This is a genomic window from Fulverythrobacter fulvus (genome assembly GCF_037154085.1).
Classification (GTDB): Bacteria; Pseudomonadota; Alphaproteobacteria; order Sphingomonadales; family Sphingomonadaceae; genus Andeanibacterium; species Andeanibacterium fulvum.
The window spans coordinates 588,206-605,115 of record NZ_JBANRM010000001.1; the positions used below are offsets into that span (position 1 = coordinate 588,206).

The following is a 16,910-nucleotide window of genomic DNA, read 5'->3' on the forward strand; positions in this document are numbered from 1 at the left end:
TGACTCTCGAGTCGCGATTGGGCAAGCCGCCAGCCTATCCGCTTCGGAGCGCTTCCCAGGCCGCCAGCGCCCGTTCCCTCCCCTCGCGATGACCTACGCGTTTTCGCGGATAATCGCTTGGGCGCATCCCGTAGGAATCGGGATCGTGGATATAGGGCGCATCCAGCCCGGACAGTTCGGGCACCCATTGGCGGATATAGGCCGCGCAATCGAATTTCTCGCTCTGGGTGAGCGGCGCCATGATTCGCCCGAACATGTTCGCATCGGCACCGCACCCGGCCGACCACTGCCAGTTCACGCCATTATTGCCGTAATCGGCATCCACCAGCGTGTCCCAGAACCAGCGTTCACCATGGCGCCAGTCGATCAGCAGATGCTTGATGAGGAAACTGGCCGCGATCATCCGCACCCGATTATGCATCCAGCCCGTGACCCAGAGCTGCCGCATCCCGGCATCGACTATGGGATAGCCGGTCCGGCCCTGCTGCCAAGCCGCCAGATCGTCCGCCGCCTGCGAGTCGTTCAGCGGATCGCGCCACGCGAATTGCTCGAACTCCGGCTTGTAGGGGCGCTCGGGATAGTCGGGAAACTGGCGCAGGATCGTGGCGGCATAATCGCGCCACACCACTTCGCGCAGGAAACTGGCGGAACCGCCGTTTCCCTTGCGATCAAGCCGATGCCACACCTGCGCGGGCGAAATCTCGCCGAAATGCAGATGCGGTGAAAGGCGACTCGATCCGTCGATGGAAAGCAAGTTGCGCGCCTCGTCATAGGCGGCGACTCGTCCGGCGAAGTCTTCCAGTTGCGCATGCGCCGCCGCTTCGCCGCAGTGCCATGCTTCGCGAAAGCCGGCCCCCCAATCGGAGCGAGTCGGCAGCAGCGCCCAATCCTCCAAACGGTCCGAAGCAGGCCATGCAGCTGGCGCGGAAAGTTCGGGCTCCGGCAGCGGAGCAGATGGCGGCATATGCAGCAGCAGCGCGCGATAGAACGGCGTGAAGATGCGATATTGCCCGCCCTGCCCGCTCGTCACGCTGCCGGGGGGCATCAGATAAAGGCGATCATGCCGCTCGAACGCGACACCTTCAGGCAAAGCCTCGGCAAGGGCTCGCTCCGCATTGCGCCACCACGGCTCGACATGGCGCAGGGCGTGAACCGCTGTCGCGCCGGTTTCCGCCGCCAGAGCCGCCAACACTTCGTCACACCGGCCACGCCGCAGGATCAGCCGCGATCCGCGCGCCTCCAGATCGCGTGCCAGAGCGGCAAGACTGTGATGCAGCCACCAGCGACTCGCCCCGCCCATCTTGCGATGCCGGGGCGTCTCGTCATCCAGCACATAGACGGGAATCACCGGCCCGGCGGCGGCCGCAGCGTGGAAGGCCTGCTGATCGGCAAGGCGCAGATCGCGGCGCAGCCAGACGATTTGGGCTGCGGTCACTTGCAGGAGACTCCCGGCACCTCCACCGAGAATCGTCCGCGCGTCAGCGGATCGAAGAAGCGTGCATCGTTGAACTCGATACCCTTGCCATTCGCGGCAGGTGTGACGATCGGCATGCGCGACCAGAACAGGAATGCGGCAAGATCGGGTCGGTTCATGGTCAGGTGCTCCACATCAGGCCAGTTGCATTTATCGACCGGCTCCAGCCACTCGACCTGTCCATTGGGGAAGCGCTGCCGAAACCATCGGCCATCCGCGCCTTGCGCCAGCACATCGCGCTGCCAGAAGGCCAGCGGCACCGGCGTGACATAGGCAACCGCCGGATAGGGATCGTGCATCCGCGCCTGTTCGGCAGCGAAGCGGCTTAAGGCGATATTGCCGCCGATATAGGCCAGCACCATGGCCAACGCGATCCGCGCCGGTTTGCGCCACTCCCCGCCCCTCTTTTCCCGCCGCAGCGAGAGCGTCACGGCAAAGCCCATGCCCAGCCACAGCCAGAGATCGATGATGAAGATCGAATCGCCATAGAACCAGCGGTGGCTGAACGGCTCCAGCAGGCGGATGCCGTAATTGTTCAACCAGTCCATTGCCGGATGAGTAAGGCAACCAATCAGACTGAGCGCCCAGAGCCAGCCGAAATGCACCGGCAGCCGCGCTTCCGGCCTTTTGCCGCGCTGCGCCTGCCAGCGATCGAACCACCAGAGCAGCCCGGCAAGGATCAATGGCAGCAGCACCCAGGCGATGGGGCCATGCGTCAGCCCGCGCCGCATGGCGAGGCTTTCGATGCCATAGATCGTGCAGGTCGCGTCGATGTCGGGAATATTCGCGCCGATGATCAGCGCCGGCATGGCCAGCCCGGTCTTCCGCTTCAGCCCCGCCTGCCCCAGCAGCGCGCCGACCAGGCTGTGTGTCAGATTGTCCATGCGGATGCCCCGGCGAAAGTGACACAAAACGGGTAGTGAAACTGTGTGACTTTTCGGAGGATTATCGTTTTATAACATCGCCTTGCATGGGGGATATGCAACACCTCGTGTGACTTTTCGTTCACTCACCTTCTCCCCGGCAATCACAGGCGCGGCCCCGTTCCGACGCATCAAAGCAGCGAGGGCGAGAGTAGGAAAGTGTTTCTTGGGGCAGGCTCGATTCACGGCTTTAGGTCGTGCGATACGCACTGACGGCTTTGACTGCATCCGCACCGCCTCTCGCCCGCACCAAGCCTTAAGTAGTTTGGTGAAAGGCTTGATCGACCGCCAAAGATGATCAGAATTCAGGCTTGAATGATGGGTTGACCCAGACACGTTTCACTTGCCCAGGATCAAGCGCCACCGCCCGCGCATCAAATGGCATGAGCTTTTCAACGAAAGCATCGACGTCCTCCGCTACCAACTCATCCAGTCCATCCAATTCGTGATCCCAAAAATGGACGGCACCAGTCGACGGCTCGATGTAAAAGTGATTCCCGCAATCATCCTCGGCAAGGGGGATCACGGCTACGGGAAAGCCTTCCACATTCGTAGCCATGCTTGTCGCTTCACAGACGGGGATGAACCGCACAACTGTAAGCTCATTATCCAATGTCTTGATCGAATTGTCTGGCAGTGTCGCACCATCATGCCGGCGCACAAAATCGACATAGCTCGCCGGGAGCGAGCGCCCGACCCAATCGGCCAAAGCGCCCAAATCTTCGGCGGCTGGCGGCGACATTTCTGGTATCGAAACAGCCATATCATGAACTCCGGCACTGGTTGAATTGCAGGACAGCAGAACAACCGCAACATGCAATATCCTTGAATTCCCGATGCCAAGGCGAACACAACACAACCGATGAACAGCTCTGCCCAGCCTCGCGATAACCATCTGCACCTGAAAGCCGCACCGATCTTTGCCGGGGTGGCGGTGCTGCTCACCTGTTTTGCCGGGTTGGCGCATGAAGTTACCGAAGATGAGCCGCTTGGTTTCGATCGCGCGATCATCACGGCCCTGCGCAGTCCGCCCGATTACGCGGTGCCGGTCGGGCCGCATTGGTTCAACACCGCCATGGTGGACCTGACCGCATTGGGTGGTGTGACTGTTCTGACGCTGGCGGTGATCCTGTCCACCGCGCTGCTGTTGCTCCATCGGCGCTGGCGCATGGCCGGGCTGATGGTTTGCGCCACAGTCAGCGGGGCATTGGCCGGAACCGCGCTTAAACATCTGTTCGCACGGCCCCGGCCGGACGTTGTGCATCATCTGGTAGAAGTCAGTTCGCTCAGCTTCCCCAGCGGGCACGCGATGAACAGCGCCATCGTGTTCCTGACGCTGGGCGCCATCGTCTCGCGCAATTACCGGGAGCGTTCGACGCGGTTGTTCATCCTGCTCTGCGCAGTGGGGCTGACGCTGATTATCGGCTTTTCGCGCATCTATCTGGGCGTCCACTGGCCAAGCGACGTGCTGGCGGGGTGGAGCATTGGCGGCGCATGGGCACTGCTGATGGGGCTGGTGGCCAGCCGGATGCAGGAATGGCACAGGATCGAGCAGCCCTCCTCCAAGTAGGAGGGCCGCTCGCTATATCCCGTCAGATGTGGTCGGCGTCCGAGGCTTCGACCGTCCAGGTCTGGCCCTTGGCAAGCAGCTTGGCGAGATCGGCGACCTTGCCTTCGCTGGCCTTGGCATTCTGGGCAATCACGGCGCTTTCGAAAGTCGGGCGCGGATCGTCATAGATCACGCCCAGCGCCATCGGGAACGCGCCGAAGGGCATTTCCACCAGCATATGCGCCAATGCACGGTTCTTCACATCGTGCACGGTGACGCCGGCAGCCTCCCAGTCGCCATCGACAACGTCCACCACTTCAAGGCTGCAGGTGTCGCGGTTCAGGCTGATGCCCTTGGTGCCATTGGCGAACAGCAGCGGCTGGCCGTCCTGCAGCCAGAGCTGGCGATCTTCCCCGCCCTTGGGCGCGGCGAAATCGTTGAACACGTCCTTGTTGTAGACGATGCAGTTCTGGAAAATTTCCACGAAGGCTGCGCCCTGATGGGCATGAGCGGCCTTGAGCACGTCCGGCAGGTTCTTCGACACGTCGAAACCGCGCGCCACGAAGCGCGCGCCCACGCCCAGCGCGAAGGCGCAGGGGTTGGCCGGGCGGTCCACCGAACCCAGCGGCGTGGAAGGCGACAAAGTGCCTTCACGGCTGGTGGGCGAATATTGCCCCTTGGTCAGGCCGTAGATCTCGTTGTTGAACAGCATGATCTGCAAATTCACGTTCCGGCGCAGCACATGCATCAAATGGTTGCCGCCGATGGACAGGCCATCGCCGTCACCCGTGACCATCCACACGTCGAGGTCCGGATTGGCCAGCTTGATGCCGGTGGCAAAAGCGGGCGCACGGCCGTGGATCGTGTGGAAGCCGTAGCTTTCCACATAATAGGGGAAGCGGCTGGAACAGCCGATGCCCGAAACGAACACGGTGTTCTTCGGGTCGGCACCCAGCTGCGGCAGAGTGCGCTGCACGGCCTTGAGGATCGCGTAATCGCCGCAACCCGGGCACCAGCGCACTTCCTGGTCGGTTTCCCAGTCCTTCAGCGTGGTCTGGATCGGAGTCATGTCGTTCATTGAGCTTACTCCGCCAGCATGGATTCAATCGCCGCTTCGATTTCGGCGATAGTGAAAGGCTGGCCGCTCGTCTTGGTGAAGGGCCTTGCATCGACCAGCAGCTGGTCGCGCAGAACGGTCTTGAACTGGCCGGTGTTCATTTCGGGCACCAGGATCTTGTCGAAGCCCTTGAGCAGCTCGCCCAGATTGGCGGGCAGCGGCCAGACATGGCGGACATGAATCTGGCTGACGTCGAGCCCCTTGGCGCGGGCGCGGCGCACGGCCTGGTGGATCGGGCCATAGGTGGAGCCCCAGCCGACCACGGCGAGCTTGCCGGTAGGATTGCCCTGAGTGACTTCCTGCGGCGGAACGCCCTTGGCCACGCCATCCACCTTTGCCTTGCGGGCATCGGTCATGGTCTGGTGGCTGGCGGGCGAATAGTCGATATTGCCGGTGCCGGGGTTCTTCTCGATGCCGCCGATACGGTGCATCAGGCCGGGCGTGCCGGGCTTGATCCACGGGCGGGCGCCCTTCTCGTCACGCGCGAAGGGCAGCAGCAGATCGTTGCCTTCCGCGTCCTTGGAGTTCTTTTCGGTGAGGAAAGTCACCGGGAACGGCTCGTAAGTGGCGGGATCGGGCACCTTCCACGGCTCGGCTGCATTGCCGATATAGCCATCGGTCAGCAGCATCACCGGGGTCATATACTGCACGGCGATGCGGCAAGCCTCAATCGCGCAATCGAAGGCGTCGGCGGGCGAACGGGCGGCGATGACGGGCATCGGCGCGTCGCCATTGCGGCCATAGACCGCCTGATAGAGGTCGCTCTGCTCGGTCTTGGTCGGCAGGCCGGTGGACGGGCCGCCGCGCTGGGAATTGACGATGACGAGCGGCAGTTCGGTCATGATCGCAAGGCCCATCGCCTCGCCCTTCAGCGCAATGCCGGGGCCCGACGAACTGGTGACGCCCAGCTGGCCCGCATAGGACGCGCCGATGGCCGAACAGATCGCGGCGATCTCGTCTTCCGCTTGGAAAGTAGTGACGCCGAATTCCTTGAGCCGCGCCAGATGGTGCAGGATCGCGGAAGCCGGGGTGATCGGATAGCCGCCGAAGAACATCGGCAGATTGGCAAGCTGCGCACCCGCCACGAGGCCGAGCGAAACCGCTTCGGCGCCGGTGATGGTGCGATAAAGGCCCGCGGGCTGCGGATAGGCTTCAAGGTGCAGCTTCTTGAGCGGCCCGGCCAGTTCCGCCGTTTCGCCATAGGCATGGCCGGCATTCAGCGCGGCGATGTTCGCGTCGGCGATGGTCGGCGCCTTGGCGAACTTGCCCTTGAGCCAGTCGATCAGCGGCTGCCGGTCACGGTCGAACATCCACAGGGCCAGGCCCAGCGTCCACATGTTCTTGCAGCGCAGCGCTTCCTTGTTGCCGAGGCCGAAGGGCTTCACGGATTCCATGGTCAGCGCGGAAATGTCGAAGGCCAGCACGTCCCACTTGGCAAGCGAGCCGTCTTCGAGCGGGTTCGTCTCGTACTTCGCCTTTTCGAGATTGCGCTTCGTGAACTCGCCCGTGTCGGCAATGATCAGCCCGCCCGGCTTGAGCGAGGCGAGGTTCACCTTCAGCGCCGCCGGGTTCATGGCAATCAGCACGTCGGGCGCGTCGCCCGCCGTATCGATCTCGGTCGAGCCGAAATTGATCTGGAAGGCCGAAACGCCAAACAGAGTGCCCTGCGGCGCGCGGATTTCCGCCGGAAAGTCCGGGAAAGTGGCCAGATCGTTGCCCGCCAGCGCAGTGGACAGCGTGAACTGCCCGCCGGTGAGCTGCATGCCGTCGCCGCTGTCGCCCGCGAAACGCACGACCACCGCTTCGGGAACGGGAGTGGCGGCGACCGGCTTTTCGGCTGCGAGTGTTGCCATTGTCTTGTCCTTCGGGGCGCAGGAAGCGCGCCATTTTTCGCAATATGGTGGGGCCCCTATGCCCCACCAAGGCGTGTCGCAATCAAGTTTTTCTGTCCCTGTCAAAATAGCGGATGGCAAAATCCGTATGGAAAGCCCCGCGCAGGGCCCTTATCCCTGATGCAAAGACCGGAGAGGAGTTTCCATGAACGCCAGCGAGCCTTTCATGCGTGACGATGTGCGCGCCTTCCTCACCATGGTGGCGGGGATGAACCGCCCCGACATCGCCAGCGTTCCCATCGAGCAGACCCGCGCCATGATGGCGGCGATGCAGGAATTCGCGCAGCTGCCCGGCCCCGACCTGGCACTGGTGAAGGACATTGCCGCGCCCGGCCCGGCAGGCCCGGTGCCGCTGCGCCTGTATGACGCACGGGCCGAGCGCGGACCTTCGCCGCTGCTGGTCTTCATCCATGGCGGCGGTTTCGTGGCCGGCGACATCGCCAGCTATGACCGAACGTGCCGCACCATCGCGGCAGAAATGGACCTGCCGCTGGTCTCGGTGGAATACCGCCTGGCGCCCGAACACCCCTTCCCCGCCGCGCCCGAAGATTGCGAGGCGGCAGCCCGCTGGCTGGCCGCCAGCCCCGCCGAACTCGGCCGCGAGGTGACCGGCCTGATCCCGCTGGGCGATTCCGCGGGCGGAAACCTCGCCATCGTCGTCACCCAGTCGCTGATGCTGGAACCGGCGGCAGTGCCGGTGATCCTGCAGGCGCCGATCTATCCCATCGCCGATCCGCTGGCACCGCATGCATCCTATGCGCAATTCGCTGAGGGCTATCTGCTGACGAAGGACACGATCGAATTCTTCGACCGATCCTATGCCCTCGATCCCGACGATCGCCGGGCCTATCCGATCCTTGGCCCCATCGCGGGAACACCGCCCACGGTGCTGGCCACCGCCGCGCTCGATCCGCTGCGCGATTCGGGCCGCGCCTATGCCGCCGCGCTGATCCAGGCGGGAACCGATGTGACCTATCTGGAACTTGCCGGGAATATCCACGGTTTCGTCCAGATCAGGAAAGCCATCCCTAGCGCTCATGGGGACCTGCTTGCTATCCTGGGGGCAATCAAGGCCACGCTGGAACGGATTGCATGACTACATCCCAATGGGACCTCCCCTATCGCCCCTGCGTGGGCGTGATGCTGGTAAACGGGGATGGCAAGGTTTTCGTCGGCCGCAGAATCGACAATAAGGAAGGCGATGCCTGGCAGATGCCGCAAGGCGGGATGGACGATGGCGAGGATATCGTCACGGCTGGCCTACGCGAACTGGCAGAGGAAACCGGCGTCACCGAAGCCAGCGCCGCACTGATTGCCCGCAGCCGGGAAGAACTGCTCTACGATCTGCCCGATGAACTGATTGGCAGGCTGTGGGGCGGGAAATATCGCGGCCAACGCCAGTTCTGGCTGCTGATGCGCTTCACCGGGCTGGATAGCGAGATCAACCTCGAAGCCCACAACCCGCCCGAATTCTGCGAGTGGCAATGGATCGATCCGGAATTGCTCCCGGAAGTGATCGTGCCCTTCAAGAAGCGCGTCTACCGCGCGGTGCTGGAAGAGTTCAGGGATCTGATTTGAGGAAGAGGCTCGATGTTGCGGCCCGGGCTACCCCTTGGCTGCAACGTCGACTGCCTTCGTCATTGCGAGGACCGAAGGTCCGAAGCAATCCACGGCCCAGGGCATAAGGCCCTGGATTGCGTCGCTTCGCTCGCAATGACGAACTGAAAATCAGTTATTGCTGACAACCGGCTCCGGCTGGACCGCTTCGGCAGTCAGCACCTTGGGCGCAGGCGCCGTCTCGATCGCACTGGCGAGCGCCTTGGTCTCCGTGCATTTCGCGCCGCACATGGATTCCAGCTTGGCGAGATTGCGCTTGGCCTTCTCCACCGCGCCCTTTTCCACCAATGCTTCGCCCTCGCCCGAAATCGCGGCGAGATTGCTCGGGTCGCGCACTTGCGCGGAGCGGTAATAATGGATTGCCTTGCCCTGCATGCCGTTGAGGCGCGCAGCCTCGGCAAGGTCGAGATAGACCGAGGAATAGCCCGGATCGATCGCCAGCGCGGCTTCGAAGGAGTCGATCGCTTCCTGCACCTTGCCCGCCTCGATCTGCGAGCGGCCCTGCGAGACGAGCGAGGCGGCGCGCGGATCAGGCTGATAGGTGCCAGCCTCCCCTACGCTGGCCGACACCGCGACAAGCAGCGAAAGGGCACAGGCGGCGGGGAAATAACGCATCGCGAACTCCTTGAGCGCGGACATTCTGTTTCGGCCTTGGTCAGCCATCGGGACGGGACCTAACATGCCCTCGATAAACGGGCGATGAAAAAACCATCTGTGCCATCGGCGGACGGAGTCAAGCGGATTCCCCCGCCGCGCGGGGTTCCGGCGGGCAGTTCCAACTGCTCGGCGCGCCAGTCGGGATGGCGTTTCAGGAACGCCCCCACCTGCGCTGCGCCCTCTGCGTCGAGCAGGGAACAGGTAACATAGACCAGCCGCCCACCCGGCCGGACGAGATCTGCGGCGATGTCCACCAGCCGCGCCTGCGTCTCGACATAACGTGCCAGCTGCGCTTCGGTGAGGCGCCAGCGTGCTTCGGGATTGCGGCGCCATGTGCCGGTACCCGAACAGGGCGCATCGACCAGCACAGCATCGGCCCTGCCCTGCCACTTCTCCAGCGCAGCAGGTTCACGGCCCGGATCGAGCAGCACTGTTTCCGCCACTACGGCCCCGGCCCGCTCCGCCCGCGGCGCAAGACGGGACAGGCGCGCCCGGTCCGTATCGGCCGCGATCAGCGTGCCCTTGTTTTCCATCGCGGCGGCAAGCGCCAGCGTCTTGCCTCCCGCCCCGGCACACAGGTCGATCACCGTCTCGCCCGGTGCGGCCTGCACGGCAAGGCAACAGATCTGGCTGCCGCCGTCCTGCACTTCGACCTGCCCGCGCGCATAGGCATCCCACTGATCGACCGGCGTTCCTTCAGGCAGGCGCAGGCCATCGGGAGCGGCGAGTTCTTCACCCGCCACCGGAAGCTCCAGCATTTCCCGCGACGCCTTGAGCGTGTTGACCCTGATGTCGAGCGGCGCCCGCCCCAGCAGCGCCCGCGCGTCGTCGCCTGCGATCCCGGACGCGGCCAGCTTCGCTGCCAGCCATTCGGGCGCGATCCCGCCCTGCGCGGGCATTTCCTCCGCGCCGATCTCCGCCGGGCCATAGGCCGAACCATCGAACAGAACGTGGATCGCCGGATCGCCTTGTGCAAGGCGCAGCATTGCCGCGCGGCCGTTTTCCGGCATGGGCCCGCAGGCCCGGATCGCGCCATAGACCAGTTCGCGGATCGCGCGGCGGTCTTTCGATCCGGCATAGCGGCGCTGGCGGAAGCCTTCGGTAATCAGCCGGTCAGCCGGAGCGCCATTGCGGCGCGCGGCTTCGATGATCTGGTCGAGCAGGTCGATAGCGGCCTGAACGCGTGCGGCGGGGGTCATGCCAAGAATCCTCCCCGGCACGGGGAGGGGCACCGCCGCAGGCGGTGGAGGGGCACGCGCTGAAGGGCACGACCAAGAAAAAGCACGGGATGAGGCACCAGCCCCTCCACCATGCTACGCATGGTCCCCCTCCCCGGTTCGGGGAGGATCAAATTGCTCACCGCGTCGGGTAATTCGGCGCCTCGCGCGTGATCGTCACGTCGTGGACATGGCTTTCGGCAAGGCCCGAATTGGTGATGCGGATGAACTTGCCGCGCTGCTGCAGCTCTTCGATCGTGGCCGAACCGGTATAGCCCATGGCCGCCTTCACGCCGCCCACCAGCTGGTGGATCACGTCCTTGGCCGGGCCCTTATAGGGCACCTGGCCTTCGATCCCTTCAGGAACCAGCTTCATCTGGTCCTTGATATCCTGCTGGAAATAGCGGTCGGCACTGCCGCGCGCCATGGCGCCGACGGAACCCATGCCGCGATAGGACTTATAGGCCCGGCCCTGATAGAGGAACGTCTCGCCGGGGGCCTCTTCCGTGCCGGCCAGCAGCGAACCGATCATCACGGTCGATGCACCTGCCGCCAGAGCCTTGGCCGCGTCGCCAGAGGTACGCAGGCCGCCGTCGCCGATGATCGGCACGCCCGCCTTGCGGGCTTCCTCGGCGGCTTCCAGGATCGCGGTCAGCTGCGGCACGCCCACGCCCGCCACGATGCGCGTGGTGCAGATGGAACCGGGACCGATGCCCACCTTCACCGCATCCGCGCCTGCGTCGATCAGAGCCCTGGTCGCTTCGGCCGTGGCGACATTGCCCGCCACAACCTGCACCGCGTTGGACAGCTTCTTCACCCGCTCGACTGCCTTGGCCACGTCCTTGTTGTGGCCATGGGCGGTATCGATGATGACGACGTCGCATTCCGCGTCGATCAGCGCCTCGGTACGTTCGAAGCCCTTGTCGCCCACCGTGGTAGCCGCGGCGACACGCAGGCGGCCTGCGCTGTCCTTCGTCGCCTCGGGATAGGTCACGGCCTTTTCCATGTCCTTCACGGTGATCAGGCCAACGCAGTGATAGGCATCGTCCACCACCAGCAGCTTTTCGATGCGGCGTTGGTGCAGCAGCTTGCGCGCTTCATCCTGGCCCACGCCGATGCGGACGGTGGCAAGATTCTCATGAGTCATCAGCTCGCGCACCGGCTGGGCCGCATTGTCGGCAAAGCGCACGTCGCGATTGGTCAGGATGCCCACCAGCTTGCCGCCGGGTTCCACCACGGGAATGCCGCTGATGCGGTTATCGCGCATGATTGCCTGCGCCTCACCCAGAGTGGCGTCGGGCGCGATGGTGATGGGGTTCACCACCATGCCGCTTTCGAACCGCTTCACCTGGCGGACGGCGGCGCATTGCTGCTTCACGGTGAGATTGCGGTGCAACACGCCGATGCCGCCCATCTGCGCCATGACGATCGCCATGTCGGCTTCGGTGACGGTGTCCATCGCGGCGGAGATCACCGGAATGTTCAGGCGGATTTCCCGGGTAAGCCGGGTTGCGGTGTTAGCCTGCGAGGGGACGATATCGCTTTCCGCCGGACGCAGCAGAACGTCGTCGAAGGTCAGGCCGGTCGGGATATCAAAATGTGCCACTGCTCGCTCGCCTCTGGAGAATCGTGGCGGCCCATGTAACCGCACATGGCCAGAACCGCTAGGGGGTGCGCCAATCAAATGCAGGGCGAATTGCGCAATATTGTTACGGAACGGTGCGCATTGCTCGTCATTGCGAGCGAAGCGAAGCAATCCAAGGCCTTTGCGCGATCCGCCCTGGATTGCTTCGGAGGCTACGCCTCCTCGCAATGACGAATTAATTCACTCCGCCGTCCACCCGCCATCGATCGAGTAATTTGCCCCATTGATATTCTGCGCCTCGTCCCGGCAGAGGAACAGCGCAAGCGCAGCCACTTCCTCCACCTGGACGAACTTCTTCGTCGGCTGCTTTGCCAGCAGCACGTCATGCATCACCTGTTCGCGCGTCATGCCCCGCGCCTTCATTGTGTCGGGAATCTGGTTTTCAACCAGCGGGGTCCAGACATAGCCGGGGCTGATGCAATTTACCGTGGTGCCGAACGGGGCCAGTTCCAGCGCCAGCGTCTTGGTCAGCCCCGCGATCCCGTGCTTGGCGGCGACGTAAGCTGCCTTGAAAGGCGAGGCGACAAGCGAATGGGCGCTGGCCGTGTTGATGATGCGCCCCCAGCCCGCCGCCTTCATATGCGGAATGGCAATGCGGCTGGTGTCGAAAGCGGCCGTGAGATTGAGCGCGATGATCGCGTCCCATTTCTCGGGCGGGAATTCGTCTACCGGGGCAACGTGTTGCATCCCGGCATTGTTGACCAGAATGTCGACCTCTCCGGCAGCCTCCATCAGTGCTTCCACACCGGAACGCTGCATCAGATCGGCCGGGACATGCATCGCATCGGCCCCGCTCATGGCCGACAATTCGTGCAGGATCGCCGCAATCGCTTCCGCATCGCCGAAGCCGTTGAGCACCACCGCAGCACCCTCTGCCGCCAGCGCGCGGGCGATGCCGAGCCCGATGCCGGAAGTCGATCCCGTTACGACGGCGCGCTTACCCTTGAGGAACATGCTCGACTCCCTGACGAATGCCGTGGCAGAATTCGCGCCAAGCGGGCGGCAGGTCCAGCCCTTTTTCGCAACTGCACAATAGCGGGAATGCCTCTTCGATGCGCCTCAACGACTTCAACCCGGCCAATATCCGCGTGCGCGACCAGCGGGGCGGCGGCGGGGGCGGCGGTCTTCCCGGCGGCGGGATCGGCATCGTGGGCGTGCTGGTTGTGCTGGCAGTGGCTTATTTCACCGGGGCAGACCCGGCGCAGCTGCTGGGCGGATTGCAGGATGCGCAGCAGGGCCAGGTGCAGGAACAGACGGCAGGCGGTCGCACCGTGGAAGAAAGCTGCGCGGTCAACCAGTACAGCACCGAAGCCTGCGCGCATCTCGCCAGCCTCAACGAGACGTGGGAGCCCAAATTCCGCGCGGCGAATGTCGCGTTCGAGCAGCCCACGCTCAATTTCTATGCCCGCTCCGGCAGTTCCGGCTGCGGCGAGGCACAAAGCGCGATGGGCCCGTTCTACTGCCCCAGCGACATGGGCATCTATATCGACACCGATTTCTTCGACGAGATGGCCCAGCGCATGGGCGCCAAGGGCGATTTCGCCCGCGCTTATGTGATGGCGCATGAATATGGCCATCACGTGCAGAACCTTACCGGGCTTGCCCGGCAAATCCGCCAGTTGCAGCAGCGGAACCCCGATCAGGACAATGCCCTGCAAGTGCGGATGGAGCTTCAGGCCGATTGCTATGCCGGCGTCTGGGCAGCAAATAACCGCGCCCGGATCGAGCCAGGCGACATCGAGGAAGGCATGGCCGCAGCCCACTCCGTCGGCGACGACACGTTGATGGAGCAAGCCGGACGGAGGCCGGTGGAGGCCGCCTTCACCCATGGTTCAAGTGCGCAGCGTATGAAGTGGCTGAAAACAGGGCTCGAAACAGGAAACGAAGATAGCTGTGACACCTTCGCCGATATTCTCCGCTAGGGCACTCGCCGCCACTGCCGCCTGCGCCCTCCTCGCCGCTCCGCTCGCCGCGCGTGACGAGCCCAAGCCGATAACCGACGACAAAGTGACCGCGCGGGACGTGGCCGTCACGCCGATCGAAGACCTCAATCTGGAAAAGGACGAGATTCCGCCCCTGCTCCTCGCAGCACAGGCCGATCCCTATGCCACTGCCGGGCTGAACAAATGCAGCAGGATCATCGTGGCAGTGGAAGAACTGGACGCCATCCTCGGCCCCGATTTCGACGTCGCCACTGCCGATGAGCGCAAGATGACCGTGGGCAGCGTGGCCAAGTCAGTCGTCGGCGCGCTGATCCCCTTTCGCGGCGTGATCCGCGAAATCTCCGGCGCCAACAAGCATGAACGCGAATTTCAGGATGCGATCATGGCCGGCGTGATGCGCCGCGCCTATCTGAAGGGCATCGGCCTGAAACAGGGCTGCCGCTACCCCGCCCGCCCGGCAGACGACGCTGTGCGCGCAAGGCTGGCGAAGGAAGCGGAACAGGCGCGACTGGTGGAAGAACAGGCCAAGCAGCAGCAGGAAGCGGTCAAGAACGCCAAGGACTAGGCTGCCCGCCGAATTCAGCCGTTCAGCTGTCCGTTTCCAGCCGTTCGATTTCCCGGTCGAGCGATTCCAGCACTTCCTCCCGCGTTTCGGCATTCAGCGAACGGTCGCGGGCGATGCTGGTGCGGGCTTCCTGCAACGCGGCGCGAGCGCGGCCATTGGCGCTGGCGGCAATGGTGCGGCACAGGACGAAAGCCTGCGCCTTGGCGCCATTAGCCGTGGCGCGGGCAACACGGGTGGGATTGCCTTCATCGTCGCAACCGAAGTCGGAACCGGTAGCGCGGACATTGACCGCCATTGGCGAGCCGGGCTTGCCATAGCGGGCCTCGACCTGCTTGCCCCAGGCTTCCCACTGCTTCTCCCATTGTTCGGCCTGCCGCTCCCATTCCTCGCCGAACTTGTCCCAATCCTTCGCGGCCATTTTCGCGCGCATCTCTTCCAGCGCCTTGCGCTGTTCCGCCGTCAGCGGCCTATCGCTCTGCAGCACGAAGCTGCGCACCTTGCCCGGAGCCTCGTCGCTGGACTGGCTGAAGACATAGACCTGCTTGTGCTCACTCTTCGTGCCATCGCCCTTTGCCTCATCGGTCTGGCGGCTCTGGAAAGTGAACACATGCGGCGCATCGGGGACCGGCGGCACAGCGGGCACCGGGGGAACAGGCGGAGCCGGCGGTACGGGCGCGAGCGGAGCTTCCGGCGGCGCTGGAGGTGCTGGCGGTTCGGGCAGCAGATTGCCCTGTTCGGCATAGCTGATCGAGGCAGTCAGCGGCAGGGCCAGCACGGCACCGGCCAGCAACAGGCGCCCGGCAATCCGGCGGCGCGGAGAAACATCCGTCATGGTGAGGCTCCTCAAACGATGGATGATCGTTTTTTCGCCCAGCAGCGGGCCGAAATTGCGATGCCCGGCCATGGGCGCCGCCAGCGACAGGCGCGGCCCGGCAGCGAAACTGGCGATCACCCGGCCATATTGCGCCCGCACCTGCGGATCGTGGCGAGAGACCACTCGCGCATCGCAGGCGGCCTCCTGATCGCGGCGCATGGCACGCCAGCCCAGCCAGGCAAGCGGATTGAACCAATGCAGCGCCAGGATCGGCTGGGCGAGGATATTGGCCAGCAGATCGTGCCCGCGATGATGGGCAAGCTCATGCTCGATCGCCAGATCGCGCGCCGCGCGGTCTTCCATGGCCATGAATTCCAGCGGCAGGGCAATCACCTTGTCGCTGACGCCGAAGGCCACGGGGGAATTGACCGCCGGGCTTTCCACCAGCCTGATCCGGCCCACTTCCCCCACCGGGCGCGCGCCGGCCAGCAGCCAGTCGCGCATGCGGTAATAGGTCCACCAGCGCCAGACGAGGAACGCCGCCGCCCCGCCTAGCCAGGCAACCAACAGCGCGTTGCCCAGAACCAGGCTCCAGCTTTCCCAGAAACCGGGGGCGGAGGGCGGGGCGAAATCGGGCAGCGAGGCGGGCATGGAAACCGGCTGCGCCATTGCCGAAGAAGCGGAGTGCATGGGAAGCTCGGCCAGCGGTGCCAGTTCGGCCACACCGGAAGCGGTCGCGACCGTTTCAGCGGCGGGTTCGGGCGCGAGGCTGGCGGGCAGCACAACCGGCGGCATCACGAAGCGCAGCAGCGGCAGCGCCCAAAGCGCATAGCTCGTCTGCGGCCCGAACTGGCGCGCCACGGGGCCACGAAGCAGCAGCACCAGCGCAATCAGCGCCCCGCTGTAGATCAGCGTATCGGTGAGCCAGGAGATCATTGCCTGATCTCCCGCAGAAGGGCCTCGATCTCGGCTATGTCCTCTTCCGACAATGCCTCGGCTTCAGCCAGATGGGCCAGCAAGGGCGCGGCGCGACCGCCGAACAGGCGATCGACCAGACGGCGCGATTCCCCGCCGACATAATCCGCACGTTCCAGCAACGGACGATAGAGGAAACGGCGCCCGTCAGGCTCTGTCGCCACGGCCTGCTTGGTGACCAGGCGCGACAGCAGGGTCTTCACCGTGGCAAGGCTCCAGTCGCGGCTTTCGCCTACCTTATCCGCCACATCGGCGGCGGTAAGCGGCGATCGCTCCCACAGCGCTTCCATCACGGCATGTTCTGCTTCGCTAATCCGTTCGGGCCTGCCTGCACCCAGGCCCTCATCATTCTCCGCCACGAGTCCCTCCCTCGTATTGCCAAGCGGTTACGAAGCATACGACTACAGATGTAATCTGAAGCACAGATGAACAATGCGACAGGTCGCGTCGTGGGGCGACCGGATGGCTCACGCCCATATTCTTGGCTGGGGCGGGATCGGACAGCAGCCTAGTGGAAATTCC

Annotated in this window: 16 protein-coding genes; 5 read left to right on the forward strand and 11 right to left on the reverse strand. The window is 64.2% G+C overall.

Annotated elements, in window-relative coordinates; all coding sequences use genetic code 11:
• Positions 1–34: 34 nt before the first annotated feature.
• From WFP36_RS02750 to WFP36_RS02760, 3 genes are all read right to left on the reverse strand, one after another.
• Positions 35–1,435: a cryptochrome/photolyase family protein gene (locus tag WFP36_RS02750; protein ID WP_336977636.1), complete on the reverse strand. Its 1,401-nt coding sequence runs from the start codon at positions 1,433–1,435 to the stop codon at positions 35–37.
• A complete protein-coding gene (locus WFP36_RS02755; RefSeq protein WP_336977637.1) occupies positions 1,432–2,358 on the reverse strand; it encodes a metal-dependent hydrolase in 927 nt (308 codons plus the stop codon). Before WFP36_RS02755 ends, WFP36_RS02750 begins: the two co-directional genes overlap by 4 nt.
• A gap of 337 nt (positions 2,359–2,695) precedes the next feature.
• A complete protein-coding gene (locus WFP36_RS02760) occupies positions 2,696–3,160 on the reverse strand; it encodes an SMI1/KNR4 family protein (protein WP_336977639.1) in 465 nt (154 codons plus the stop codon).
• Between the two features lie 99 nt (positions 3,161–3,259).
• On the opposite strand from WFP36_RS02760, the gene WFP36_RS02765 reads away from it, so the two are divergent.
• Positions 3,260–3,967: a phosphatase PAP2 family protein gene (locus WFP36_RS02765; protein WP_336977640.1), complete on the forward strand. Its 708-nt coding sequence runs from the start codon at positions 3,260–3,262 to the stop codon at positions 3,965–3,967.
• Between the two features lie 22 nt (positions 3,968–3,989).
• On the opposite strand, the gene WFP36_RS02770 is transcribed toward WFP36_RS02765, so the two are convergent.
• Together WFP36_RS02770 and WFP36_RS02775 are read right to left on the reverse strand one after the other, a co-directional pair.
• Positions 3,990–5,024: a 2-oxoacid:ferredoxin oxidoreductase subunit beta gene (locus WFP36_RS02770; protein WP_336977642.1), complete on the reverse strand. Its 1,035-nt coding sequence runs from the start codon at positions 5,022–5,024 to the stop codon at positions 3,990–3,992.
• A gap of 5 nt (positions 5,025–5,029) precedes the next feature.
• A complete protein-coding gene (locus WFP36_RS02775; RefSeq protein WP_336977644.1) occupies positions 5,030–6,916 on the reverse strand; it encodes a 2-oxoacid:acceptor oxidoreductase subunit alpha in 1,887 nt (628 codons plus the stop codon).
• A gap of 184 nt (positions 6,917–7,100) precedes the next feature.
• Between WFP36_RS02775 and WFP36_RS02780 the strand changes: the two genes are divergently transcribed.
• The gene (locus WFP36_RS02780; RefSeq protein ID WP_336977645.1) at positions 7,101–8,051 is read left to right on the forward strand and encodes an alpha/beta hydrolase; all 951 of its coding nucleotides are present in this window, start codon (positions 7,101–7,103) and stop codon (positions 8,049–8,051) included.
• Complete coding sequence (locus tag WFP36_RS02785; RefSeq protein ID WP_336977646.1) at positions 8,048–8,533, forward strand: RNA pyrophosphohydrolase; 486 nt, start codon at positions 8,048–8,050, stop codon at positions 8,531–8,533. The genes WFP36_RS02780 and WFP36_RS02785 overlap by 4 nt, the downstream gene beginning before the upstream one ends.
• Before the next feature lie 150 nt (positions 8,534–8,683).
• Here the strand turns inward: WFP36_RS02785 and WFP36_RS02790 are convergent, their stop codons facing one another.
• From WFP36_RS02790 to WFP36_RS02805, 4 genes are all read right to left on the reverse strand, one after another.
• Positions 8,684–9,187, reverse strand: coding sequence for a tetratricopeptide repeat protein (locus tag WFP36_RS02790; RefSeq protein ID WP_336977648.1), 504 nt, complete (start codon positions 9,185–9,187; stop codon positions 8,684–8,686).
• Between the two features lie 59 nt (positions 9,188–9,246).
• Entirely contained in the window at positions 9,247–10,428 is a 1,182-nt protein-coding gene (locus WFP36_RS02795) for an RsmB/NOP family class I SAM-dependent RNA methyltransferase (protein WP_336977649.1), read from the reverse strand.
• A 157-nt stretch (positions 10,429–10,585) separates the two neighbouring features.
• Positions 10,586–12,052, reverse strand: a complete 1,467-nt coding sequence (gene guaB, locus WFP36_RS02800) for an IMP dehydrogenase (RefSeq protein WP_336977651.1) — start codon at positions 12,050–12,052, stop codon at positions 10,586–10,588.
• A 219-nt stretch (positions 12,053–12,271) separates the two neighbouring features.
• Positions 12,272–13,045: a 3-hydroxybutyrate dehydrogenase gene (locus tag WFP36_RS02805; protein ID WP_336977653.1), complete on the reverse strand. Its 774-nt coding sequence runs from the start codon at positions 13,043–13,045 to the stop codon at positions 12,272–12,274.
• A 98-nt stretch (positions 13,046–13,143) separates the two neighbouring features.
• Between WFP36_RS02805 and ypfJ the strand changes: the two genes are divergently transcribed.
• Together ypfJ and WFP36_RS02815 are read left to right on the forward strand one after the other, a co-directional pair.
• Positions 13,144–14,013: a KPN_02809 family neutral zinc metallopeptidase gene (ypfJ, locus tag WFP36_RS02810; RefSeq protein ID WP_336977654.1), complete on the forward strand. Its 870-nt coding sequence runs from the start codon at positions 13,144–13,146 to the stop codon at positions 14,011–14,013.
• A complete protein-coding gene (locus WFP36_RS02815) occupies positions 13,985–14,599 on the forward strand; it encodes a hypothetical protein (protein WP_336977656.1) in 615 nt (204 codons plus the stop codon). The genes ypfJ and WFP36_RS02815 overlap by 29 nt, the downstream gene beginning before the upstream one ends.
• A 22-nt stretch (positions 14,600–14,621) precedes the next feature.
• On the opposite strand, the gene WFP36_RS02820 is transcribed toward WFP36_RS02815, so the two are convergent.
• A complete protein-coding gene (locus WFP36_RS02820) occupies positions 14,622–16,349 on the reverse strand; it encodes a M56 family metallopeptidase (RefSeq protein WP_336977658.1) in 1,728 nt (575 codons plus the stop codon).
• Positions 16,346–16,747, reverse strand: a complete 402-nt coding sequence (locus tag WFP36_RS02825; protein WP_336977659.1) for a BlaI/MecI/CopY family transcriptional regulator — start codon at positions 16,745–16,747, stop codon at positions 16,346–16,348. The genes WFP36_RS02820 and WFP36_RS02825 overlap by 4 nt, the downstream gene beginning before the upstream one ends.
• Between the last annotated feature and the right edge of the window lie 163 nt (positions 16,748–16,910).

Coding starts and splice junctions, on each gene's coding strand:
- WFP36_RS02770 (WP_336977642.1), bottom strand. CDS start 5,024: ATGAACGACATGACTCCGATCCAGACCACGCTGAAGGACTGGGAAACC.
- ypfJ (WP_336977654.1), top strand. CDS start 13,144: ATGCGCCTCAACGACTTCAACCCGGCCAATATCCGCGTGCGCGACCAG.
- WFP36_RS02780 (WP_336977645.1), top strand. CDS start 7,101: ATGAACGCCAGCGAGCCTTTCATGCGTGACGATGTGCGCGCCTTCCTC.
- WFP36_RS02775 (WP_336977644.1), bottom strand. CDS start 6,916: ATGGCAACACTCGCAGCCGAAAAGCCGGTCGCCGCCACTCCCGTTCCC.
- WFP36_RS02755 (WP_336977637.1), bottom strand. CDS start 2,358: ATGGACAATCTGACACACAGCCTGGTCGGCGCGCTGCTGGGGCAGGCG.
- WFP36_RS02820 (WP_336977658.1), bottom strand. CDS start 16,349: ATGATCTCCTGGCTCACCGATACGCTGATCTACAGCGGGGCGCTGATT.
- WFP36_RS02760 (WP_336977639.1), bottom strand. CDS start 3,160: ATGGCTGTTTCGATACCAGAAATGTCGCCGCCAGCCGCCGAAGATTTG.
- WFP36_RS02790 (WP_336977648.1), bottom strand. CDS start 9,187: ATGCGTTATTTCCCCGCCGCCTGTGCCCTTTCGCTGCTTGTCGCGGTG.
- WFP36_RS02805 (WP_336977653.1), bottom strand. CDS start 13,045: ATGTTCCTCAAGGGTAAGCGCGCCGTCGTAACGGGATCGACTTCCGGC.
- WFP36_RS02785 (WP_336977646.1), top strand. CDS start 8,048: ATGACTACATCCCAATGGGACCTCCCCTATCGCCCCTGCGTGGGCGTG.
- WFP36_RS02795 (WP_336977649.1), bottom strand. CDS start 10,428: ATGACCCCCGCCGCACGCGTTCAGGCCGCTATCGACCTGCTCGACCAG.
- WFP36_RS02765 (WP_336977640.1), top strand. CDS start 3,260: ATGAACAGCTCTGCCCAGCCTCGCGATAACCATCTGCACCTGAAAGCC.